At 72.9% G+C, this 22,233-nt stretch carries 21 protein-coding genes; 12 read left to right on the top strand and 9 right to left on the bottom strand.

Translation table 11 applies throughout. The features are described 5' to 3' along the window. Positions 1–57: 57 nt before the first annotated feature. Positions 58–405, bottom strand: a complete 348-nt coding sequence (locus tag GD748_RS06585; RefSeq protein WP_152194442.1) for a cupin domain-containing protein — start codon at positions 403–405, stop codon at positions 58–60. 168 nt (positions 406–573) lie between these two features. On the opposite strand from GD748_RS06585, the gene GD748_RS06590 reads away from it, so the two are divergent. Both GD748_RS06590 and GD748_RS06595 read left to right on the top strand, forming a co-directional pair. Next, positions 574–1,959: a dihydrolipoyl dehydrogenase family protein gene (locus GD748_RS06590; RefSeq protein ID WP_152194443.1), complete on the top strand. Its 1,386-nt coding sequence runs from the start codon at positions 574–576 to the stop codon at positions 1,957–1,959. After that, positions 1,956–2,885, top strand: coding sequence for a pentapeptide repeat-containing protein (locus GD748_RS06595; protein WP_152194444.1), 930 nt, complete (start codon positions 1,956–1,958; stop codon positions 2,883–2,885). Before GD748_RS06590 ends, GD748_RS06595 begins: the two co-directional genes overlap by 4 nt. On the opposite strand, the gene GD748_RS06600 is transcribed toward GD748_RS06595, so the two are convergent. Then, positions 2,830–3,720, bottom strand: coding sequence for an SDR family oxidoreductase (locus tag GD748_RS06600; protein WP_152194445.1), 891 nt, complete (start codon positions 3,718–3,720; stop codon positions 2,830–2,832). The genes GD748_RS06595 and GD748_RS06600 overlap by 56 nt on opposite strands. A 102-nt stretch (positions 3,721–3,822) precedes the next feature. Between GD748_RS06600 and sigJ the strand changes: the two genes are divergently transcribed. The 3 genes from sigJ (at position 3,823) to GD748_RS06615 (ending at position 6,563) form a co-directional block, all read left to right on the top strand. Beyond that, a complete protein-coding gene (gene sigJ / locus GD748_RS06605; protein WP_152194446.1) occupies positions 3,823–4,731 on the top strand; it encodes an RNA polymerase sigma factor SigJ in 909 nt (302 codons plus the stop codon). Positions 4,732–4,812: 81 nt separating this feature from the next. Further along, a complete protein-coding gene (locus GD748_RS06610) occupies positions 4,813–5,550 on the top strand; it encodes a GNAT family N-acetyltransferase (protein ID WP_226920898.1) in 738 nt (245 codons plus the stop codon). Next, a complete protein-coding gene (locus GD748_RS06615) occupies positions 5,547–6,563 on the top strand; it encodes a DNA glycosylase AlkZ-like family protein (RefSeq protein WP_152194447.1) in 1,017 nt (338 codons plus the stop codon). Before GD748_RS06610 ends, GD748_RS06615 begins: the two co-directional genes overlap by 4 nt. A 4-nt stretch (positions 6,564–6,567) precedes the next feature. On the opposite strand, the gene GD748_RS06620 is transcribed toward GD748_RS06615, so the two are convergent. After that, positions 6,568–7,260, bottom strand: a complete 693-nt coding sequence (locus GD748_RS06620) for a rhomboid family intramembrane serine protease (RefSeq protein WP_193312856.1) — start codon at positions 7,258–7,260, stop codon at positions 6,568–6,570. A gap of 239 nt (positions 7,261–7,499) precedes the next feature. Between GD748_RS06620 and GD748_RS06625 the strand changes: the two genes are divergently transcribed. After that, positions 7,500–8,516: an MsnO8 family LLM class oxidoreductase gene (locus GD748_RS06625; RefSeq protein WP_152194449.1), complete on the top strand. Its 1,017-nt coding sequence runs from the start codon at positions 7,500–7,502 to the stop codon at positions 8,514–8,516. Between the two features lie 23 nt (positions 8,517–8,539). On the opposite strand, the gene GD748_RS06630 is transcribed toward GD748_RS06625, so the two are convergent. Beyond that, positions 8,540–9,160 (bottom strand): flavodoxin family protein, encoded by a 621-nt coding sequence (locus GD748_RS06630; protein ID WP_152194450.1) that lies wholly within the window; start codon positions 9,158–9,160, stop codon positions 8,540–8,542. 163 nt (positions 9,161–9,323) lie between these two features. Here GD748_RS06630 and GD748_RS06635 point away from each other — a divergent pair, with 163 nt between their 5' ends. Continuing rightward, positions 9,324–12,257 carry a helix-turn-helix transcriptional regulator gene (locus GD748_RS06635; protein ID WP_152815123.1) on the top strand — a complete coding sequence of 978 codons (2,934 nt, stop codon included), beginning with the start codon at positions 9,324–9,326 and terminating at the stop codon, positions 12,255–12,257. A 34-nt stretch (positions 12,258–12,291) separates the two neighbouring features. Here GD748_RS06635 and GD748_RS06640 read toward each other — a convergent pair whose 3' ends face one another. Then, complete coding sequence (locus GD748_RS06640) at positions 12,292–12,819, bottom strand: CarD family transcriptional regulator (protein WP_193312857.1); 528 nt, start codon at positions 12,817–12,819, stop codon at positions 12,292–12,294. Positions 12,820–13,201: 382 nt separating this feature from the next. Between GD748_RS06640 and GD748_RS06645 the strand changes: the two genes are divergently transcribed. Beyond that, positions 13,202–14,158 carry an HAD family hydrolase gene (locus tag GD748_RS06645; RefSeq protein ID WP_193312858.1) on the top strand — a complete coding sequence of 319 codons (957 nt, stop codon included), beginning with the start codon at positions 13,202–13,204 and terminating at the stop codon, positions 14,156–14,158. 83 nt (positions 14,159–14,241) lie between these two features. Here the strand turns inward: GD748_RS06645 and GD748_RS06650 are convergent, their stop codons facing one another. Then, positions 14,242–14,532, bottom strand: a complete 291-nt coding sequence (locus GD748_RS06650; RefSeq protein ID WP_152194454.1) for a type II toxin-antitoxin system RelE/ParE family toxin — start codon at positions 14,530–14,532, stop codon at positions 14,242–14,244. Further along, positions 14,529–14,762 (bottom strand): type II toxin-antitoxin system ParD family antitoxin, encoded by a 234-nt coding sequence (locus GD748_RS06655; RefSeq protein WP_152194455.1) that lies wholly within the window; start codon positions 14,760–14,762, stop codon positions 14,529–14,531. The genes GD748_RS06650 and GD748_RS06655 overlap by 4 nt, the downstream gene beginning before the upstream one ends. A gap of 237 nt (positions 14,763–14,999) precedes the next feature. Between GD748_RS06655 and dnaK the strand changes: the two genes are divergently transcribed. The 4 genes from dnaK (at position 15,000) to GD748_RS06675 (ending at position 19,122) form a co-directional block, all read left to right on the top strand. Then, complete coding sequence (gene dnaK / locus GD748_RS06660) at positions 15,000–16,874, top strand: molecular chaperone DnaK (RefSeq protein WP_152194456.1); 1,875 nt, start codon at positions 15,000–15,002, stop codon at positions 16,872–16,874. After that, entirely contained in the window at positions 16,871–17,518 is a 648-nt protein-coding gene (locus GD748_RS06665) for a nucleotide exchange factor GrpE (protein WP_226920902.1), read from the top strand. Before dnaK ends, GD748_RS06665 begins: the two co-directional genes overlap by 4 nt. Before the next feature lie 73 nt (positions 17,519–17,591). Beyond that, the gene (locus tag GD748_RS06670; protein ID WP_152194457.1) at positions 17,592–18,602 is read left to right on the top strand and encodes a DnaJ C-terminal domain-containing protein; all 1,011 of its coding nucleotides are present in this window, start codon (positions 17,592–17,594) and stop codon (positions 18,600–18,602) included. A 91-nt stretch (positions 18,603–18,693) separates the two neighbouring features. Further along, a complete protein-coding gene (locus GD748_RS06675) occupies positions 18,694–19,122 on the top strand; it encodes a heat shock protein transcriptional repressor HspR (RefSeq protein WP_152194458.1) in 429 nt (142 codons plus the stop codon). A 370-nt stretch (positions 19,123–19,492) separates the two neighbouring features. Here the strand turns inward: GD748_RS06675 and GD748_RS06685 are convergent, their stop codons facing one another. Together GD748_RS06685 and GD748_RS06690 are read right to left on the bottom strand one after the other, a co-directional pair. Continuing rightward, a complete protein-coding gene (locus GD748_RS06685) occupies positions 19,493–19,990 on the bottom strand; it encodes an HIT family protein (protein WP_405002673.1) in 498 nt (165 codons plus the stop codon). 77 nt (positions 19,991–20,067) lie between these two features. Further along, complete coding sequence (locus GD748_RS06690) at positions 20,068–22,209, bottom strand: prolyl oligopeptidase family serine peptidase (RefSeq protein WP_152194461.1); 2,142 nt, start codon at positions 22,207–22,209, stop codon at positions 20,068–20,070. Positions 22,210–22,233 lie beyond the last annotated feature (24 nt).

Here is a 22,233-nt window from a genome sequence, read left to right on the forward strand (position 1 = left end):
CCCGTCACCGACCCCGTCGGTGACGGGGTCGGTGACCGGGGGCGGAAGTTGCCGGGGCTACCGGGCGCGCTGCGGGCCGTCGCCCTGGCCGACGCTGGTGACAGTCGTCAGCAGGAACACCGAGTCCGCCAGGGCAAGCACCGCGTGCCGCTTGTGGGTGAGGACGTCGAGCTCGCCGGCGCCGATCTCCGCGGTGTCGAGCCCGGTGACCCGGACCCGGCCGAGGAGGACCTGGATGCTGGCGGCGTCGGGGGAGTTGTGCTCGGCCAGCTCGACCCCCTCGCGCAGGGCCAGGATCGACTGGCGCAGGACGCCGTCGTGCAGGATCAGCTCGGCGCTACGACCGTTGGACTCGGCCTTGGCGGTGGCGAGGTGGGACGCGGCGAGGCTGGACAGATCGGCCACGAGTTCCTCCAGGTTCGGTAGGACGACGACACCCACTATGCCGCTCGGGCGCGTGACCCACTAGGCCGGTCGGGTGCGTGCGGGGCACCGCCGGGGTTCGCGTCACGTGCGGCGAAGCGGGAGAGTGGTTTCCGGGACCGGGTGGGCCGGGAGGAGCTGGAGGTAGCGATGAGCGCGATCGAGACCGAGGACGTCGAGCTGCTGGTGATCGGCGGCGGCAAGGCCGGCAAGTCGCTCGCCATGGATCGTGCCAAGGCTGGCTGGGACGTCGCCATGGTCGAGCGGGACAAGATCGGCGGCACCTGCATCAACGTCGCCTGCATCCCCACCAAGGCGCTGGTCGGCTCGGCCCGCACCCTCCTGACGGCCCGCGGCGCCGCCGAGATGGGCGTCGACCTGCCCGGCGAGCCGACCATCTCGCTCGAGCGTCTCCGCGAGCACAAGGAGTCGGTCGTCGGCGGCATGGTCGACGCCCACAAGAAGCTCTTCGCCGACTCCGGCATGGACTTCGTCCTCGGCACCGCACGCTTCGTCGCCGAGCGCACGGTCGAGGTCAGCACCGACGGCGGGAAGCGGCGCCTGCGGGGGCGCGACGTCGTCGTCAACACCGGGACGGCGCCGGCTGAGCCGGACCTTCCCGGGCTGGCGGACGCCGACGTGTGGAACTCCGAGACGATCCTGCACCTCGAGCGGCTGCCCGAGTCCCTCCTCGTGCTCGGGGGCGGCTACGTGGGGTGCGAGTTCGCGTCGATGTTCGCCGTCTTCGGCACCCGGGTCACGGTGCTGCAAGGACGTGACCAGGTCCTGCCGCGGGAGGACCCGGACGTCGCCGGCGAGGTGGCCGAGGTCCTCCGGCGCCAGGGGGTGGAGCTGCGGCTCGGTGCGCGGGCGAGTGCTGTCCGCCGCGAGCCGGGGCACGGGGCCGTCGTCGTCACGCTCGACGACGGCTCAGAGGTCCGCGGGGCCGAGCTGCTCGTCGCCACGGGCCGGCGGCCGGTGACGGCGGACCTCGGGCTGGCCGTGGCCGGCGTCGAGCTCGACGACCGCGGTTTCGTCGTCGTCGACGAGCGCCTGCGCACCGGCGCAGACCACGTCTGGGCCGTCGGCGACGTGGCCGGCAGCCCGCAGTTCACGCACGCCTCCTGGAACGACTTCCGCGTCCTCAGGGCGAACCTCACGGGCGGGGACGCCGTCACCGTCGGGCGCCTGGTGCCCTACGCCGTCTACACCACCCCCGAGCTCGCCAGGGTCGGCCTCAGCGAGACCGAGGCCCGCGAGCACGGCTACGACGTCAAGGTCGCGACGTTGCCCCTCGCGGCGATACCGCGGGCCAAGACCCTCCACGACACGACGGGCATGTGGAAGGCGGTCGTCGACGCGGCGACGGACCGGATCCTCGGCGTCGCCCTCCTCGGTCACGGCTCCGGCGAGGTCGTCGCCGCCGTGCAGATGGCGATGCTCGGCGGGCTCACCTACCAGCAGGTCCGCGACGCCGTCATCACCCACCCGAGCATGGGGGAGGGGCTCAACCTCCTCTTCGACGCCCTGGGATGAGCGGGGCCGTGACACCCGCAGGACCACCGGCACCGGACGGCCGGACCCGGCTGAGCCTGACCGCGGACTGCGCCAGCTGCTTCGGGCTGTGCTGCGTCGCGCTGCCCTTCACCGCCTCCGCCGACTTCGCCGTCGACAAGGCGGCCGGCGAGCCGTGCCGGCACCTGCAGCAGGACTTCCGCTGCGGCATCCACTCCCGGCTCCGGCAGAGCGGCTTCCCCGGCTGCACCGTGTACGACTGCTTCGGGGCCGGTCAGCGCGTCTCCCAGGAGACCTTCGGCGGGCGGGACTGGCGCCAAGACCCGGCGACGGCGAAGCAGATGTTCGCCGTCTTCCCGGTCATGCGGCAGCTCCACGAGATGCTGTTCTACCTGAACGAGGCGGTCTCGCTCGTCGCCCGCAGACCCACCGCGACAGGCCTGCGCGACGAGCTGACGGCGGCGGTGGCGTCGACCGAGGAGCTCGGCCGGCAGGCTCCCGAGGCGCTCCTCGGGCTCGACGTCGGGGCGCACCGCGCCGGGGTCAACGAGCTGCTGCTGCGGACGAGCGAGACGGTCCGCGGCGAGCCGGTCCCCGAGGCCCGTGGCGCCGGAGACCCCGAGGCGGCACGTCGGCGCGGGCGAGACCTCCGGGGCGCCGACCTCATCGGCAAGGACCTCGCCGGCGCAGACCTGCGCCGCGCCGACCTGCGCGGCGCCTACCTGATCGCGGCGAACCTGCGCGGCGCGGACCTGCGGTCGGCGGACCTCATCGGTGCGGACCTGCGGGACGCGGACCTGGCCGACGCCGACCTGACCGGGGCGCTCTTCCTCACCCAGCCGCAGGTCAACGCCGCCAGGGGCGACGGCGGCACCCGGCTGCCGCCGTCGCTCATGCGGCCGTCGCACTGGACGGGTGACGACCGTCCGCGCCCCCGGCGTCCGTGAGGGTCCCGACGTCGGCCGGAGCGACGTCGGCCGGAGCCAACCGGTCGGTCAGGAACTCCTCCCAGGTGCGGCGGCCCACGGCGCGGGTCGGCGCGAGGTTCGCGCCGTCGCGCATCGCGCGGGCCGCCCCGCCGGGGGTGTGCATCGGCATCAGCAGCCGACGACGTCCGGTGGCCGCCAGGTAGCTGCGGACGAGCTCGTCCATCCCGTACACCCGCGGACCGCCGAGGGCGGGCACGAGACCGGCCGGCTTGCCCAGCGCCAGCTCGACGAGCCGCGCGGCTACCTCACCAGTGTCCACCGGCTGGAACGTGAAGCCCGACGGGACCGGCACCACGGGCAGCTTCGCCATGGCCTGGACGGTCAGCAGCGTCAGGTCGTGGAACTGGGTGGCACGCAGCGTCGTCCACGGGATGCCGGACTCGGCCACGATGCGCTCGGCCGCGCCCTTCGCGGCGTAGTAGCCGAACATGGCGCGGTCGAGCCGGCTCACCACCGGTACGGAGTCGGCGCCGACGACCGAGATGTACAGCAGGTGCCCGATCCTCGCCCGTCCCCGGGCGCCGGCCCGGGTGGCCGCCCGGACCAGGTTGCGGGTCTTGTCGTCGTCGCCCTTGGCGCTCCCGGCGAGGTGGACGATGGTGTCGACACCGGTCATCGCGGTCTCGAGGCCCTCCCCGGTGCTCAGGTCGCCGGTGACGAACCTGAGGCCGTCGGACGGCTCGTGGTCGTTCCGGCTCAGCACGCGCACCTGAAGTCCGGCGTCGCGCAGCAGCGGCGCGACGAGGCGTCCCAGGGTCCCGGTTCCTCCGGTGAGCAGGACGGTCGTGGTCATGATGGTCCTCCCTTGTCCGGACCGGGAGGGATGTCTCCCGGTCACACCCACGGTGGTTCGCGGGTCTACTGGGTACGACACGTGTGACGGGAGGAATGTGACATGGAGGACCACGAGTGGCTGGCGCAGCGCTTCGAGGAGCAGCGGCCGCGGCTGGAGGCGGTGGCCTACCGCATGCTCGGCTCGACCGGGGAGGCCGAGGACGCCGTCCAGGACGCCTGGCTGCGCCTCACGCGCGCGGATCCCGACGCCGTGGAGAACCTGGCCGCGTGGCTGACCACGGTGGTCTCGCGCGTGTGCCTGAACATGCTGCGCTCGCGGGCCACGCGCCGTGAGGAGTCCCTGGAGGCCGCGCACGTGCCCGACCCGGTCGTGACCGCGGAGCCCGGTGCGGACCCGGAGCAGGAGGCGGTGCTGGCCGACTCGGTGGGGCTCGCCATGCTCGTCGTGCTCGAGACGCTGGCGCCGGCGGAGCGCCTCGCCTTCGTGCTGCACGACATGTTCGCCGTGCCCTTCGACGACATCGCCGGGATGCTCGAGAAGTCCCCCGCCGCCGTCCGGCAGCTCGCCAGCCGGGCACGTCGCCGGGTGCAGGGCTCCGCGCAGCCCGACCGGGACCGGGGCCGCCAGCGCGAGGTCGTCGACGCGTTCTTCGCCGCGGCCCGCGACGGTGACTTCGACTCCCTCGTCGCCGTGCTGCACCCGGACGTCGTGCTCCGCTCCGACGGCGGAGCGGGGCACCCGCTCTCCGTCACCTATCACGGCGCGCGGACCGTGGCCGGGCAGGCGATCACGTTCGGCCGGCTGTTCCCGCTCGCGCACCCGGCGCTCATCAACGGGGCCGCCGGTGTGGTGGTCGCCTCCCGTGACCGCGTGCTGTCCGTCATGGCCTTCACGGTCGCCGACGGGCGCATCGCCGCCATCGACGTGCTCGCCGACCCGGAGCGGCTGAGCGACCTCGACCTCCCACCGCTCGCCGACGGGACCGGGAGCGACGGCCTGGGCGGCTGACGCCCGGCGCGGCGACCACGTCGGCGCAGAGGGAACCACATCGCTGGTGACGGCGGGCCCGGCACCCCGGATACTGGCGGTGTGGAGACGCGCGAGGTTGCCGACGTCATCATCGTGCCCGCGAACGAGGCCCGCTGGGAGGACCTCCAGACGGTCTTCGGGACGCGCGGCACGGCCCGGGTGTGCCAGTGCCAGCGGTACAAGCTGCGGCCGGGGGAGTCGTTCGCGTCCTCCCCGGCGGAGGAGCGCGCGCTGCGGCTACGCGGCCAGACCGACGCCGGCCACCCCGAGGCCACCACCACCAGCGGACTGGTCGCCTACGTCGGGGACGAGCCCGTCGGCTGGTGCGCGTGCGAGCCGCGCCCCGCTTACGCCGGGCTCGTGCGCACCTTCCGCGTGCCGTGGCAGGGCCGGACGGAGGACAGGGGCGACGCCGGCGTGTGGGCGGTCACGTGCGTCTTCGTCCGGGCGGGTTTCCGGCGCCGTGGCCTCAGCCGTGCCCTGGTGCGCTCCGCCGTCGACTTCGCCCGGGAGCGCGGCGCCCGGGCGATCGAGGGATATCCGATGACGACGACGAACGCGATCGAGGAGGAGCTGCACGTCGGGACCCGCGCCACGTTCGCGGCCGCCGGCTTCCACGAGGTGAGCGCTCCGACGCTTCGCCGGGTCGTGATGCGCCTCGACCTCGCCGAGCCGGGGCCCGAACCGGGGCTCGAGCCGGGGCTCGAGCCTGGGACCGCGTCTGCGCACGACGGGCGTGACGCGCCTGCGTACGACGGGCGTGATGCGCCTGCACGCGACGAGCGTGAGCCGTCATGACCGCGCGGCTCGACCTGGGACGGGCGCAGATCCTGGCGTTCCGACGCCGCGTCGGCGCCCTCGACGAGCGGCTCCCGGCGGGCAGCGACTCGCTGCGGCGCGCGGCCTGGGCCGGCCTGCAGGACAGCATGCCGCGGGCGGCGGTGCTGTCCGTCCACGCCCGCGTCAAGGGGACGTCACCGACCGTGTGGGAGGACCCCGCCCTCGCGCAGGTCTGGGGGCCGCGCTACAGCGCCTACGTCGTCGCCGCGCAGGACGTCGCCCCCTTCACGCTCGGGCGCCTCGCGGAGACCGGACGTCGACGGCAGATCGCCGAGGACCTCGCCGACCGCCTGCACGCGTACCTCGACGGCAGCCGGATGAGCTATGGCGACGCCGGGCACGCGCTCGGGGTGAACCCCAACCAGCTCCGGTACGCCGCACCCACGGGCCGGCTGCGGATCCGCTGGGACGGTGCCCGCCGGCCGGAGGTCTGGACCGTCCCGCCACCCGACGTCGAGCCGGCCGAGGCTCGCGCCGAGCTCGCCCGCAGGTATCTCCACGTCTTCGGCCCGGCCACCCCCGAGGGGTGGGGCGCGTGGGCCGGGATCCGTCCGGCGGTGGCCGCTGCCACGTTCGAGAGCCTTCTCCCGTCGCTGACACCGGTCCGCACACCTGTCGGCGACGCCTGGGTCCTCGCGGAGGACGAGCCGGGCCTCGACGTCGCGCCCGGTCCCGCCACCCCGGCCCGGCTGCTCCCCAGCGGTGATCCGTACTACCTGCTCCAGGGCGTCGACCGGGCGCTGCTCGTCCCCGACGAGTCGCGACGCAGCGCGCTGTGGACCTCCCGCGTCTGGCCCGGCGCGGTCCTCGTCGACGGTGAGATCGTCGGCACGTGGCGCCGCTCCCAGGCGACCGTGACGATCGAGCCCTGGCGCCGGCCGGCCCCGGCCGAGCGAGACGCCGTCGAGGCGGAGGCGGCGTCCCTGCCGCTGCCCGACGTCGGGTCGATCACGGTCCGCTGGCAGGGCTGAGCGGTCATCGCCGCCGGTGGTGGAATCGACCGCCGCCGCGGGCGAGCAGGGCCATGGCGGCGCCCACGAGGATCGGTGGCCCGTGGACGTTGCCGACGGCGGTCAGCAGGGCCGCGTACGCGAGCGTCGCCCAGCACACCAGGCGGGCGACCGTCGGGCGGCCCCGACCCGCCTCGCCGCCCGCCATGACGGCTGCCTGCGTGCCCAGGGCTGCGGCCGTCCCGATGACCAGGGCCGTCACCGAGATCGTGGCAGCCAGGGCGCCGCACCACCAGATCACGACCACCGGGGTCCACCGCGGAGCTTCGACGCCGACGACCAGGGCGACGGCGAGCGTGCCGGCCAGCCCGCAGACCGCGACCGAGTTGCCGGCACCGACCGGTTGCCAGGCGAGCCCCACCAGCTGGCCGGTCAGCCCGCCGACCACGTAGGACGCCAACCAGAGGCGGCGGGGCAGGACGCGCTCGGCCGTCGCACCGACCACCAGCAGGAACAGCAGGTTCGAGACCGTACCGAGCCAGCCACCGTCCTGGACGACGAGAGAGGTCAGCAGCCGCCAGACCTCACCGTCACGCACGGCGGGCGAGCGCTGCAGCGCGGTGAGCACTGCGGGGAACGGGATCTGGAGCAGGCTCGGCACCGCGGTGACGATGAGCACCGTCAGCGTCAGCCGCGATCTCGCGACAGCTTCGTGCACCGCGGACCAGCCCTTCTGGTGGACCTGTCGAGCCGGCGTGCGTGGCTCGAACCCCGAGAGCCCGCACGTGGGCCGTTCCCCACCCAGTCTCTCCCCACCGGCACGGGCGGGGCAGGTCCACGACGTCGCTGCACGCCGGTCGGCTCGTCCCGGCCGTCATGAGCGCCGTCGAGCACCGACACCCCTGCCCACATCGTGACGAATGGTGGGGCCGTCCCTGACGTATGGTCGACGTCATCATGACCGGAGCGGCTGATCGTCCGAGCGGGCACCGCCCGGTGGGGAGCCTGCCCGTCCCCGTCTCCCTCCTGGACCGCTCCCGCACCCGCACCGACGAGCCGCCCGCCGCGGCCCTGACCGCCACCGTCGAGCGCGCCCGACGCGCCGAACAGCTCGGGTTCCGCCGTTTCTGGGTGGCAGAGCACCACGCCGTGCCGGGGATCGCGAGCGGCAGCCCGCCCGTGCTCATCGCCGCGATCGCTGCGCGCACCGAGCGGATCCGGGTCGGCTCGGGCGGGGTGATGCTCTCGAACCACCGCCCGCTCGTCGTCGCCGAGCAGGCTCGGATGCTGGCCGCCCTGCATCCCGGCCGGATCGACCTCGGGGTGGGGCGGTCCCTGGGGTTCACGGCCCCGGTGCGCGAGGCCCTCGGCGTCAGCAGCTACGGGTCGGACCGCTTCGGGGAAGACCTCGCGGCTCTGCAGGACTTCCTCGACGACGCCGGACCGGTGACGGCCATGCCGCGCGCCGTGGAACCACCACCGGTCTTCGTGCTCGCCACCGGCGCCGGGCTCGTCGTCGCCGCCGAGCGCGGCCTGCCGGTGGTCGTCGGCGGACCCGTCCTCCATGGCGACCTCGCACCGCTGACCGACTACCGGCGCCAGTTCCGGCCCAGCCGCGCCTGCCCGAAGCCGTACGTGGTGGTCAGCGTCGACATCATGATCGCCCCGACGGCGGAACGGGCGCGCGAGCTGCTGCTCCCCGAGGCGTGGGCGATGGTGGAGTCACGGGCGACCGGCGCGTTCCCACCCCTGCGCGCCGAGCCGCCGACCCGCCTCACCGCCAAGCAGGAGTCCGTGGTCGAGGCGCAGCTCGACCAGGCGGTCTACGGGACGTCCGCGGACGTGCTGGGGCGGCTCGCCGATCTCGTGGCGCGCACCGGTGCCGCGGAGATCCTCGCCACCACTTCCACCTACGACCGCTCGGCGCTCGCCGAGGCCGACGCCGCGCTCGCGGCGCTGCAGCCCGACCGGTAGGTGCAGGCCGCCGCCGTCGGCGGTCAGACCGCCGGGTAGCCGTCGCGGCGCAGCAGACGTGCGAGGTGCGCAGCGTTGGCGGCCATCGTGGCCGTCGCCGACGCGGTCGCCTCCGGGGTCTCCTCGAGATCCTTGTAGTCGACCGTGTGCATGGCCTCACCGTTCCAGTAGGTGACGCCCTGCGCCGGGATGGTGAAACCGACGTCGTTCAGGGCCTGGTAGGCCACCGCGGTGATGTGGTGGGCGCCGTCCTCGTTGCCGACGACGACCACGAGCGCGACCTTGCCGAACGTCAGGAGCCGACCCTCGTCGTCGGTCTCGGACAGCTCGGCGTCGAGACGCTCGAAGACCCGCTGCGCCACGCTCGAGTGCTGCCCCAGCCAGGTGGGGGTGGCGAGCACGAGGATGTCGGCGTCCATGACCTGCCGACGGATGGCGGGCCACTCGTCGCCCTCACCCATGTCGAGCTCGACACCCGGCCGTACGTCATGGTCGACGACACGCACCTGCGAGCCCGTGACGCCGTGCTCGGCGAGCGCGGCGAGCACCTGCCGGCCCAGCACGTCGGTGCTCGACCCGGCCGGCGAGGGACTGAGGGTGCAGTTGAGCAGGAGCGCGGACAGCGGGGCGGGTTCGACGGTCATAGTGGCACCGTAGGCCGTCCGCCCGAGGTGCGCACCGGCGAGGGGCGGGTCGGGCAGGTGGGCCGGACGCCGGCGCAGGTGGGTCCGCGCCCGCCGGTGGCGCGCGGGCCCCTGCGTGACCCGCGGATACCGCGATGTGGTCGACGGGGGCCATCATGTCGGGGTGGCCTCCACACGTGCGGTACCCCTGGTCGGCCGGGTGTCCGAGCTCGAGCGGCTCGAGGCGCTGACCGGCCTGTCCGGTGACGCGCCGCCGCGCGCCGTCGTCGTCGCCGGGGACGCCGGCGTCGGCAAGACCCGCCTGCTCACCGAGCTCGCCGCACGTGCCGAGGCGGCCGGGGTGCCGGTGGTGGTGGGCCACTGCACCGACATCGGCGACGGCGCCCTGCCGTTCCTGCCGTTCGGCGAGATCTTCGGCAGGCTCGAGGCGTCCGAGCCGGCACGCTTCGCCGACCTGGCCGCCCGCCACCCGGCGCTCCTGAGGCTTCGTCCCGGCCGGGCCGCCGAGACGGACGGGCCGGACGACGTCGGGCGCACCGACGTCCTCGACGCCGTCCACGCCGCGCTCGAGCGGCTCGCTGCGGCATCCGGCCTCCTCGTCGTCGTCGAGGACCTGCACTGGGCAGACCCGTCCACCCGCGACCTCCTGACGATCCTCTTCACCCGCGGCTTCGCCGCCCGCGTCGCCGTCGTCGCCTCCTACCGCAGCGACGACCTCCACCGGAGACACCCGCTGCGGGCGCGGGCGGCGGAGTGGGCGCGGCTGCCCGGGGTGGAACGGCTCCAGCTCGGCCCGCTGCCCGACGCGGACGTGCGCCTCCTGGTACGCGGTCTCGGTCCGGGACTCGACGCCGAGGGCGACGTCGGCGAGATCGTGCGCCGGGCCGAGGGCAACGCCTTCTTCGCCGAGGAGCTCGCGCACGCGCGCACGGCGGGCGACGCCGCCCTGCCGGCTGACCTCGCGGACCTGCTGCTGCTGCGCCTGGACCGGCTCGACGGGACCGCCCGGACCGTGGTCCGGGCCGTCGCGTGTGCCGGCCGCCGGGTGACGCACGAGCTGCTCGCCCGCGTCGTCGACCTCGGGGACGACGAGCTGGAGCGCGCCGTGCGGTCCGCCGTCGACAGCAACGTGGTGGTGACGGTGGAGGGCGACGCCTACGCGTTTCGCCACGCGCTCCTCGCCGAGGCGGTCCACGACGACCTCCTGCCCGGGGAGCGCCAGCGCCTGCACGCGGGCTACGTGGCGGCGCTGCGGGCCGGCGGTGTCGACGGCTCGGCGGCCGAGCTCGCGCACCACGCCCTCGCGGCGCAGGACGTCGCGACGGCGGTGACCGCCGGCATCCAGGCGGGCGACGACGCTGTCGCCGTCGGTGGACCTCAGGAGGCGGCCGCCCACTACCTCCGGGTGCTGGAGCTCCTCGGCCGACCGGGCGCACCCGAGGTCGACGTCACGGAGCTGACCCTCCGGGCGGCGGACGCCCTGCTCGCGGCCGGCCACCCGCACCGGTCGGCGGACCTCGTCACCGACCTGCTCGATCAGCGACGGCACGGACCGGCCGGGCCGGACCGTGCCGGTCTGCTCCTTGCCCGGGCGGCGGCGCTGCGGGAGATCGACGTCGACGTCGACGACGCGCTGGACGTCACGACGGAGGCGCTCACGCTGGCCGGGGAGGAGCCCACACCGCTGCGGGCGCGGGCGCTGACCGCGCACGCGTACGCCACCTATGACCGCGGCCGCGACGCCGACGCGACCCGCTTCGCCGAGGAGGCGCTGGAGGTGGCGACGGCACTGGACCAGCGGCGGGTGGCGTCCGACGCGGCGACGCTGCTGGGCCGGCTCAAGGAGCGGTCGGGCGACCCCGAGGGCTCGCTCGTGGCGCTCGGCGACGTCGTCGCGCGGGCGCGGCGGGACGGTGACGTCGTCGCCCTGGTCCGCGGACTTCACCTGACCGGCACCATCCACTTCGAGATCGGCGAGCTAGCCCGGGCGCGGCAGGTGTACCTCGAGGCGGCCGCCATCGCCGTCGAGCACGGCCACCAGTGGTCGCCGAACGGCCTCGACGCGAGGCTGCTCGCCTGCCTCACGGCCTACATGACCGGCGACTGGGACGCGGTCGCGGTGGAGTCCGACCTGTCCGGCCAGTCGCCGCCGCCGCTGATCGAGGCGATGTTCCGAGCGATCGGGCTCACCCGCGCCGTCGCGCGGGGGGACGACGACGCGGCGGGGATGCTCGACCGCGTGCACCCGTGGTGGCCGCGGGACGGCCTCGTCTGCGTGCACTCCGCCGGCGCCGCCGTGGACCTGTACGGGCAGCGTGGGGACGTCGCCGGTGCGGTCGCCGTGCACGACGAGGCGGTCCGGACGCTCTCGGCGCTGTGGCACGCCGACGACGGGCTCTTCCAGGCCCGGGTGCGCCTCGGTGCCGTGCTCCTCGGCCGGCTCGCGGACGCCGCGGCACAGGCCGGGGCCGAGGTCGAGCACCTTCTCGACGTCGGCGTCGCCGAGGCCGACGCCGTCGAGCGGACCGTCGCCCGGGCCACTGCGACCGGCCGTCCGTACGGTATCGAGGGCAGGGCGTGGTGGGCGCGGGCCCGCGCGGAGCTGCTCCACCTGCGCTGGGCCGCCGGGATCGACCCGCCGGGCGACGACGAGCTCATCGGGACCTGGCGGCGGGCGGTCGAGGACTTCGAGGCCCTCGGCCAGCCGTACGAGCGCGCACGGTCGCAGGCCCGGCTGGCCCGCGTGCTCCGGGCGGCGGGCAGCACGCAGGAGGCGAGCCGGCTGGCGGGCTCGGCGCACCGCACCGCGGAGGCGCTCGGCGCCCGGCCCCTGCTCGCCGAGCTGCGCGACCTCACGGGGCGGTCAGCCGCGGACGCCTCCCGGGGGAGCGGCCCGGAGCTGACGCCCCGCGAGCGCGAGGTGCTCGCCCTCGTCGCCGAGGGGCGCTCGAACGGGCAGATCGCCCAGCAACTGTTCATCAGCACGAAGACCGCCAGCGTCCACGTCTCCAACATCCTGGCGAAGCTCGGTGCGTCCGGACGGACCGAGGCGGCCGCCGTCGCCCGTCGCCGGGGGCTCCTCGACCGACCCCGGTGAGCAACGGATGTCCGGCCCTGGGGACGCCGGACGGTCAGCTCGCGGCGGCGAGCACGGACTCCGGGATGGCGGGCCAGATGCCCTCCAGAACGGCTGCGTCGATCATGGCGCTGACCTCGTCCGTGGTTGCCGACAAGGCGATGGCGAGCTCGCTCTCGAACGGTCCGCGGGCGTCCCGGAGCAATTTCATCTCTCCGAAAGAAAGCCGGGTCTCGTCGTTCCACCGGGTCATGTCGCGGATGAGTCCGGCAATGGTGAGGATGTCGCCCGAGCGGAGCCGGTCCGTGCTGTTCTTGATGCGGCGCGACCAGACCTTCTCCTTTTTCTCGCCGGGTTCGAGAAGGAGCTTGAAGATGTCGCGGGCGTCCTTGACATCAATGACCGGCCGCACGCCGATCTCCTCGGCCTGGTCCATCGGCACCAGGATCGAGAGCTCGGTGTCGTGCACCGTGAGCGTGAGGTACTTGGTGCGACGGTTCCGGATCGTGCGGGTGGTGACCTGCGCGACCGTTGCCGGGCCGTGGTGCGGATGGATGAGGACCTGGCCTCGGGCGAGATTCATGCGTGACCCTTCGACGAGAGAGCGCCACGCTCGGCGTCGGTCAGCGCCCGAGACAGGCGGCGAGCGACAGCTGCCCCGGCCGCTCGTCGGCATTCTTCGCCTCAGGTGAAACCGATGTCTTCGAGCGGTCGAGAACACGGATGAGTTCGCAGTCACAACTGATGAGAGCGCCCGACCTCCGCGAGCCGGCCCAGGCATTGTCTCATTTATTTCCCGGAATTTCCAGTGACGTTCTTGGAGCTGCAGAGGTGGCGGTCGGCGGAAGGCGGAAAAGTGAAATCGCACCCGACGAGGTCGGCACCCGAGGCGACGCGGGCGACCGCGATCTGGGGCGACGGGCACGTTGATATGGTGCGAGCTCAGCCATCTGCGAAAGGAAGCTGTGCCGGCGAGCGCCTCGTCCCTGACGTTCCATCACCTCGACGACCCGGTGCCCGACGACGGCGCCGCACCCGAGGACCGCACTCCGGTCCGCCTGGTGGCCACCGACATCGACGGCACGATCCTCCCGTACCGCGGTGCCGTGAGCCCACGGACCCGCTCGGCCCTGGCCGCCGTCGTCGAGCGCGGCGCGCACCTGGTGTACGCCACCGGCCGGCCGCCGCGGTGGATGCCGCCCATCGTCGAGGCCACCGGCCAGGCGGGCCTCGCCATCTGTGCCAACGGCGCGATCGTGGTCGAGACGGCGACCGGCGCGGTCGTCGACCTGGTGCCGATCGTCGACGACCTCGTCGGGCACGCCGCCGCGGCGCTGCGCCGGGCGGTCCCGGACGTGCGGCTCGCGGTCGAGACCACGACGTCGTTCTGGGTGGAGGACGGCTACCTGGCGCTGCGGGGCGGCGGCCGTCCCGAGGGGCTGACGCCCGCCCAGGCGCCGGGCGATCCGCGCCTCGCCGGTCACATCGAGGACGTCCCCGAGCGGGACGGCACGTTCAAGGTCCTGGCCATCACCGGTTCCCTGACCATGGACGAGTTCCTGGCGGCGGCCCGCGACACGCTCGAGCCGGACCTCGCGGTCACCGCCTCGAGCCCCGGCAACGCCATCGTCGAGCTGGCCGCCCCTGGGGTGTCCAAGGGTGCCGCGCTTGCCACGGTCGCCGCACGTCTGGGCATCGAGGCCTCGCAGGTGGCCGCGTTCGGCGACATGCCCAACGACGTGGAGATGCTCGGCTGGGCCGGTCACGGCTTCGCGATGGACGGCGGCCACCCCACGGCGATCGCGGCCGCGACCCGCACCGCGCCGCCGTCGGCGGACGACGGCGTCGCGCGGGTTCTCGAGGGGATGGTCGCCTCCGGCCGCCTCCAGCCGGCCACGGAGCGGGCGGACGTCGGTCGCTGACCGCCGATCAGCGGCGACGGGTGGTTCACCAGCGGGCGCAAGAACGGGTGAGCGTCAGGAGCCGGCGCTGACCTGCGGTGGGCTCACAGGTGCCGCGTCGGGTCCATCCGCTGGTGCAGGATCCGCACTACGTCGACGCCCTCGGCGCTCTCGACGTAGAAGAGCAGGTGGCTGCCGATGCCGTACTGGCGGTACCCCTCGCGGATCTCGTTGCAGGCGCGGCCGCGGCGGGGATCGTCGGCCACGCGCTCGACTGCAGCTCTGATCTCGGCGATGTAGGTTTCGGCCTGACGGACGTCCCAGCGCTCCTCGGTGAAGTCCCAGATCGACGAGAGATCGCGCTGCGCGGCCGGGGTGAGCCTGTACCGGCTCACGCCTTCTTCGCCGCGACGAAGGCGTCGAAGTCGAAGGGCTCCGGCGCGCCGCTGTCCTCGCCTTCGACGAGTGCGGCCCGCAGTGCGGCCAGTAGCGTCTGCTGATCTTCCAGCAGCCGGAGGCCGGCGCGAACGACCTCGCTGGCGGACCGGTAGCGGCCCGAGGAGACCTCCCGGGACAGGAAGTCCGAGAAGTGATCATCCAGGCTGATCGAGGTGTTGTGAGCCATCACACGAGGCTACCAAGAATTGGTAGCGCGGCCCCTGGCAGGGCGGCTGCTCGGACCGGCAGAGGTCATCGACACAGGTTCCGGGAATGAAGCGAAAGAGTTCATAGTTGAGTGAGACAGACTCAAGTTTGCGTCGCTCCGTTTGACCTACCGTCGGTGGGCGCGCAGACTTGAGTGCATACGACTCAACCAGGCATCGGCGGCACGCGCCGGTGCCGAGACGAAGGAGCAACGCACATGGCACGAGCGGTCGGAATCGACCTGGGCACCACGAACTCGGTGGTGTCCGTCCTCGAGGGTGGCGAGCCCACCGTCATCGCGAACGCCGAGGGTGCCCGCACCACCCCGTCGGTCGTCGCGTTCAGCAAGTCCGGCGAGGTCCTGGTCGGTGAGGTCGCCAAGCGCCAGGCCGTGACCAACGTCGACCGGACCATCTCCTCGGTCAAGCGCCACATGGGCACTGACTGGAACCACGAGATCGACGACAAGACCTACACCGCGCAGGAGATCTCCGCGCGCGTGCTCGGCAAGCTCAAGAAGGACGCCGAGTCCTACCTGGGCGAGCCGGTCACCGACGCGGTCATCACCGTGCCGGCCTACTTCAACGACGCCGAGCGCCAGGCGACCAAGGACGCCGGCCAGATCGCCGGCATGAACGTCCTGCGCATCGTCAACGAGCCCACCGCCGCGGCGCTCGCCTACGGCCTGGAGAAGGGCAAGGAGGACGAGCTCATCCTGGTCTTCGACCTCGGTGGCGGTACGTTCGACGTCTCCCTCCTCGAGGTCGGCAAGGACGAGGACGACTTCTCCACGATCCAGGTCCGCGCCACCAACGGCGACAACCGTCTCGGTGGTGACGACTGGGACCAGCGGATCGTCGACTGGCTCGTCAAGCAGGTCAAGAACAAGGACGGCGTCGACCTCTCCAAGGACAAGATCGCCGTGCAGCGACTGCGCGAGGCGGCCGAGCAGGCCAAGAAGGAGCTCTCGTCCGCGACGAGCACCAACATCTCGCTGCAGTACCTCTCGATGTCCGAGTCCGGCCCCATCCACCTGGACGAGAAGCTCACCCGGGCGGCGTTCCAGGAGATGACCTCGGACCTGCTCGAGCGCACCAAGCAGCCGTTCCAGAACGTGATGAAGGACGCCGGGATCTCCGTCTCCGAGATCGACCACGTCGTGCTCGTGGGTGGTTCCACCCGCATGCCTGCCGTGACCGAGGTCATCAAGGAGCTCACCGGTGGCAAGGAGCCGAACAAGGGTGTGAACCCGGACGAGGTCGTCGCCGTCGGCGCCGCGCTGCAGGCCGGTGTCATCAAGGGTGACCGCAAGGACGTCCTGCTGATCGACGTCACCCCGCTGTCCCTCGGCATCGAGACCAAGGGCGGGGTGATGACCAAGCTGATCGAGCGCAACACGGCCATCCCCACGAAGCGTTCCGAGGTCTTCTCCACCGCCGAGGACAACCAGCCGAGCGTGCTCATCCAGGTCTTCCAGGGTGAGCGTGAGTTCGCCCGCGACAACAAGCCGCTGGGCACCTTCGAGCTGACCGGCATCGCCCCGGCTCCCCGTGGCATGCCGCAGATCGAGGTCACGTTCGACATCGACGCCAACGGCATCGTGCACGTCTCCGCCAAGGACCGTGGCACCGGCCAGGAGCAGTCGATGACGATCACCGGCGGCTCGGCCCTGCCGAAGGACGAGATCGACCGCATGGTCAAGGAGGCCGAGGCGCACGCCGCCGAGGACGCCAAGCGGCGCGAGGAGGCCGAGACCCGCAACACGGCCGAGCAGCTGGTGTACTCCACCGAGAAGCTGCTCACCGACAACGCGGAGAAGCTCCCCGAGGACGTCTCCGCCGAGGTGCGCGAGGCCGTCGACGCCCTGAAGAAGGCGCTCGAGGGCGAGGACATCGAGGCGATCAAGTCCGCCCAGTCCGAGCTCACCACCAAGAGCCAGAAGATCGGCGAGGCCCTGTACGCCCAGCAGCAGGCCGACGGCCCGCAGGGTGCACCCGGCTTCGAGGAGTCCGCGGCTGACGCCGGCACCGGTTCCTCCTCCGACGACGACGTCGTCGACGCCGAGATCGTGGACGACGAGGAGACCAAGTGACAGCCGCAGACAGCGACCGCCCCGAGGAGCAGGGCTACGAGAAGCCGATCGTGACGGACAGGCGGCGGATCGACCCGGAGACCGGGAAGGCCCGCAGGGCGGTGCCGGACGCGTCGGAGGCTGCGCCGTCGGACGTGTCCGGCGAGGCGGGGCAGCCGACCGTCGAGCAGGTGACGACCGAGGGTGCGGACGAGCTGGCCACGGCGAAGGCCGAGGCTCTCGACCTCGCCGACCAGCTCGCTCGCCGCAACGCGGACGTCTACAACGTGCAGCAGGAGTACAACGCCTTCGTGCGCCGATCCCGGACCGAGGCCGCCGCCCATCGGCAGGCCGGCGTCCAGGACGTGGCCGAGGCGCTCCTCGGGGTGCTCGACGAGATCGAGCTCGCCCGGCAGCACGGGGACCTCACCGGCCCGTTCGCGTCGATCGCGGAGAAGCTGGAGTCCACGCTGGCCCAGCGCTTCGAGGTCGTCCGGTACGGCGCCGTCGGCGAGGAGTTCGACCCGGCCGTCCACGAGGCGCTCATGCACACGACCGACACGGAGGCCACGGCCACCACGGTCACGCAGGTCCTGCAGCCCGGCTACCGTGCCGGGGAGAGGGTGCTGCGGGCCGCGCGGGTGGCGGTGAGCAGCCCCGAATGAGGGCTGGAACATTGACGCGGTGCCGCGGCGGACGATCCGCCGCGGCACCGCACGATCGAGGAGGTGAGGCGGGATGACCGGACAGGACTGGCTGGAGAAGGACTTCTACGCCACTCTCGGCGTCGCGAAGGACGCCGACGCCGACGCGATCAAGAAGGCCTACCGCAAGCTCGCGCGGCAGTACCACCCCGACCACAACCCGGGGGACGCGAAGTCGGAGGAGCGGTTCAAGTCCATCGGTGAGGCCTACGCGGTGCTCTCGGACCCGGAGCAGCGCAAGCAGTACGACGCGCTCCGCGCGATGGCCGGCGGCGGGGCACGTTTCTCCGCCGGTCCCGGCGGATCGGCGGGACCGGGCTTCGAGGACCTCTTCGGCGGCATGTTCGGCCAGGGCGAGCCGGGCGGGACGCGCGTGCGCTACTCCACACCCGGCTCCGGGCAGAGCATGCCCGGAGGCGCAGGCGGGTTCGAGGACATCCTGCAGGGGATGTTCGGCGGCTCCGGCGGCGGCTTCGGTTCCCGACGGCGCCCGCAGCGGGGGGCCGACGTCACCACGAGCGCGACGCTGCCCTTCCGACAGGCCGTCTCCGGCTCGACCGTCCAGCTCACTGTCGACGGCCGGACGATGACCACGCGTATCCCGCCTGGGGTGCACGACGGTCAGAAGATCCGGCTGCGCGGCAAGGGCAGGCCCGGCCAGAACGGGGGCGAGCCCGGCGACCTGATCGTCACGGTGCAGGTCGAGCCGCACCCCGTCTTCACCATCGACGGCAAGAACGTACGGATGACGGTGCCGATCACTTTCGACGAGGCCGCCCTCGGGGCCACGATCGAGGTGCCGACGCTGGACGGTCGCACGGTCAAGGTCAAGGTGCCGGCCGGTACGCCCTCGGGTCGCACGCTGCGCGTGCGACGCAAGGGCCTGGACGTGCCGCTCGCGCCGGACGGTGACCTCCTGGTGACCGTGAACGTCGTCGTGCCGAGCCGGCTCTCCAGCGCCGCGAAGGCCGCCGTCAAGGCGTTCGCCGAGGCCAACGACGGCGTCAATCCCCGTGACGGGCTCGTCGAGCAGGCAGCCCGGTAGCGGCACCGGGCCGGACGGGAAGCATCCCGTCCGGCCCCTGCATCTCGGACATCACGACGGCGCGACGAGCCGATCAGGGAAGGAGCGGACGATGGCCACGAACGACCGGCGTGAGGACGCGCCGATCCTGACGATCTCCGTCGCCGCCGGACTGGCGGGCATGCACCCGCAGACCCTGCGCCAGTACGACCGCCTCGGCCTCGTCGAGCCGCAGCGCACCCGCGGGCGCGGTCGTCGTTACACGTTGCGCGACGTCGCGATCCTGCGTGAGGTCCAGAGGCTCAGCCAGGACGAGGGGGTCAACCTCGCCGGCATCAAGCGCATCATGGATCTGGAGCGCGAGCTCGCCCGGGTCCGTGCCGAGAACGACCGGCTCCGCTCGCTGGCCGAACCGGGACACCGCATCTTCGCCGCCGACGCCACCGGAGACGTCGTGGCGGTGCCGCGCGGGACACGCGTCCGGCGTGTGTCGACGACCAGCGGCGGCGCGCTCGTGCTCTGGCGTCCGCCGGGGAGGTAATCACCGGGGCTGGTTGGGGGACCGGTCCACCCAACGTGGATCGGGAACGCTTGGCGCGGGTCAGGCGCTGGGGCGCTCCGCGTTGGCGAGGCGCACGACCCACTCAGGCGTGGCTCGGCCCAGGCGCTCATCAAGGACGAGACGCAACTTCGCTGCTGAGACCTCGGTCGGCGTTGCCCGGACGCGTCTGGTCGCTGTCCTGGCGGACGTCTGGTGGGGAGCTTCCCGGTCCGGGCTAACGCTCGTTGCCATCGGGCGCACCTCCTTCGCCGCCTTCGGGTTCCTCATGAACAACGTACTCGCCTTCCGTGCGGATGTCGTCGACGGACCGCTCCCAACAGGCGTCGATGACCGGTTCCTGTATGAGCCGCTACGAGCTGCTCGCCGCCTTCGTCAAGTCGCGTGAGAGCCGGGCCGCAACGGCGTCCAGCTCGTCTCGCGACGGCCGCGCGGGATCGCGGTCCTGCACGATGCGCAGGCCGTCGTCTTTGAACCGGGGAATCACGTGCAGATGCACGTGCCCAACGCTCTGGTCGGCGACAGCGCCGTCGGACAGGTGCAGGTTCACGCCCTCCGACCAGGCCGGGTCGCTGCGCATGAACGCCGCGATGCGGTGCGCGACGCGCCAGACCGCTGCACCGACGTCGACAGGCAGGTCCACCAGGCCGCTCGCGTGCACCCGCGGCACCACCAGCACGTGGCCCGGGTTGACCGGCACGGCGTCGAGGAACGCCACCACGGCGTCGTCGGCGTGCACGATGCTCGCCGGCTCCGCCCCTGCCACGATGCGGCAGAACAGGCAGTCGGCGCTGCCGCCGGGTTCGCTCGGCGCGACGGGGCCGCCGGGGTTGCTCGCCGCGCCGGAGATGCCGGGTTCGCTCGCCGCGCCGGCTGCGCCAGACGGGTCGGACGCGCCGTCATCCCCGTCACCGCCGGCGTGCGCTGTCATCCGATCCGCTGCCACAGGAACTCGAAGGCCAGCGCCTGCATCAGGGCGGCCTGGGCGTTGGTCGCCGCCCCGCCGTGCCCGCCCTCGATGTTCTCGTAGTAGGTCACGTCCTTGCCGGCGTCGATCATCTGGGCCGCCATCTTCCGGGCGTGGCCGGGATGCACGCGGTCGTCGCGCGTGGACGTCGTGAACAGCACCGGCGGGTAGTCCCCGGCCGCGTCGAACAGGTGGTAGGCCGAGAAGTGCCGGATGAAGTCCCACTGCTCGGGGTCGTCCGGGTCGCCGTACTCGGCCATCCAGGACGCTCCGGCGAGCAGGTGGGAGTAGCGCTTCATGTCCAGCAGCGGCACCTGGCACACGATGGCGCCGAACAGCTCGGGGTACTGGGTGAGCATGTTGCCCATGAGCAGCCCGCCGTTCGAGCCGCCCTGCGCACCCAGGTGCTCGGTGTCGGTGACCCCCCGGGCCACCAGGTCGCGGGCGACCGCGGCGAAGTCCTCGTAGGCCTTGTGCCGGTTCGCCTTCAGGGCCGCCTGGTGCCAGCGCGGCCCGTACTCGCCGCCGCCGCGGATGTTGGCCACGACGTACACACCCCCGCGCTCGAGCCAGGCCCGGCCGATCCCGCCCGAGTAGGCGGGCACGCGGGAGATCTCGAACCCGCCGTAGCCGGCGAGGAGCGTGGGCATCGGCGCCACCTCGGCGTCGTCGGCGACCGGCTCGCGCGAGACCTGGAAGTAGGGCACGCGGGTCCCGTCCGCCGAGGCGACGAAGTGCTGCTCCACGTGCAGCCCGGTGGTGTCGAAGTAGGCCGGCAGCGACTTGAGCCGCTCCAGCCCGACCGTTGCGCCGTCGTCGTCGAGGTCCAGGCGGGAGAGCGTGGTCGGCGTGAGGAAGCCCGTGGTGGTCAGCCACAGCGCGTCCTCGGCGTCCGGGTCCACGGCCCCGACGGCGATGGTCGCGAGCGCCGGCACCTCGCCGGTCGCCGTCCCGCCGGAGAGGTCGAGCGGACGACGGCGCCACACACCGGCCGCCCCGTCCGCCGGCGGGGTCAGCACCTCGAGCCGGTTGGCGACGTCGTCGAGGATGTTGAGCACCAGGTGGTGACGGGTCCAGCTCGCCCCGGCCAACGACGTCGTCGCGCTCGGGGTGTACAGCACCTCGAAGTCCCGCCCGCCGGTCAGAAAGCTCTCCAGTGCGACGGCGAGCAGGCTGCCACCGGGATAGGTGCGCCCGCCGACCTCCCACTCCTCGCGCAGCTCGACGGTGAGCCACTCGCGGAAGAGGTCCGGCTCGGCGGACGCCGGGAGGTCGAGCAGCGTCAGCGTGTCGTCCGGGCCGAGCAGGTAGAGGTCGGAGTCGTAGAACGCGCGGTGCCGGAAGACCAGGTCGCGCTCGAAGCCCGGCGTGAAGTCGTGCCCGGCGCCGATGAGCATGTCGGTCGTCTCGCCGGCGTAGAGCTCCGGAGCCTCCTCGATCGGCGTGCCGCGCCGCCACCGGCGCACGGTGCGCGGGTAGCCGGACGTGGTCATCGAGCCCTCGCCGACATCGGTGTAGACGAACACGACGTCGCCGGTGGAGTCGGCCCAGCCGATCCCGCCCTTGGACTCCTCGCGGGTGAAACCGTCCGGCACCCACGTCCGGGTGGTGAGGTCGAACTCGCGCGTGATGTCCGCGTCCGAGCCCCCGCGCGAGAGCTGCACCAGCGCCCGGTCGTACGAGGGACGCAGGACGTGGGCGCCGTGCCAGACCCAGTTGGCGCCCTCCGCCGCGTTGAGCGCGTCGACGTCGATCAGCACGTCCCACTCGGGCTCTGCGGTGCGGTAGGAGTCCCAGGTGGTGCGGCGCCACAGGCCACGCTCGTGGTCGGCGTCGGTCCAGAAGTTGTAGAGGAACTCCCCGCGCTGCACCACGGCGGGGATCTTGTCGGTCGAGTCCAGCACCTCCAGGGTGCCGCGGCGGATCTCCTCGAAACGTGCGCCCGCCAGCACCTCCTCGGCGTGGGCGTTGCGCTCGCGCACCCAGGCGAGCTGCTCGTCGCCCTCGACGTCCTCCAACCAGGCGTAGCGGTCCTCGGGCTCGATGGTGACGGCCGTCCCGGCGGCGTCGAGGGCAGCGGTGGCATCAGTGGCGCGGGTCATCGGGCTATCCCATCACGTCGTGGT

It is taken from the genome of Georgenia subflava, assembly GCF_009193155.1.
Classification (GTDB): Bacteria; Actinomycetota; Actinomycetes; order Actinomycetales; family Actinomycetaceae; genus Georgenia; species Georgenia subflava.